Consider the following 391-nt stretch of genomic DNA (forward strand, 5'->3'; position numbering starts at 1 on the left):
ACGCTGGCCGGCTCGATCCTGCTCACGCTGCTGATCTGGATCGCCGGCACCATGGCGCGGGGAGCTTGATGATGAGCGGCAAAAACACCGACATGCGCACGCCGCTGGCGAGGGTCCGCGGCCTCGGCTCCGCCCGCGAGGGCACCGGGCATTTCCGGCGCCAGCGCCTGACCGCGATCGCCAACATCCCGCTGATCCTGTTCTTCGTCGGTTTCCTGATCGCGCTCAACGGCGCCGACCACGAGCATGTGCGGGCAGCCCTTGCCAACCCGTTCGTGGCGCTGGTGATGGCCCTGGTGCTCATCTCCGGTCTCACCCATATGCGGATCGGCATGCACGTAATCCTCGATGATCACTTGCATGCCGAGCCGCATATGGATGAGCCCGGAGA

Annotated in this window: 1 protein-coding gene; it reads left to right on the forward strand. The window is 65.7% G+C overall.

Annotation, left to right across the window (positions count from 1 at the left end):
* Positions 1-71: 71 nt before the first annotated feature.
* Positions 72-391, forward strand: a 320-nt coding sequence (gene sdhD / locus EOC93_RS33895) for a succinate dehydrogenase, hydrophobic membrane anchor protein (protein WP_127206770.1), incomplete at its 3' end; no start/stop codon positions are given.

The sequence above is a fragment of the Mesorhizobium sp. M6A.T.Ce.TU.002.03.1.1 genome (assembly GCF_003997275.1).
Classification (GTDB): Bacteria; Pseudomonadota; Alphaproteobacteria; order Rhizobiales; family Rhizobiaceae; genus Mesorhizobium; species Mesorhizobium mediterraneum.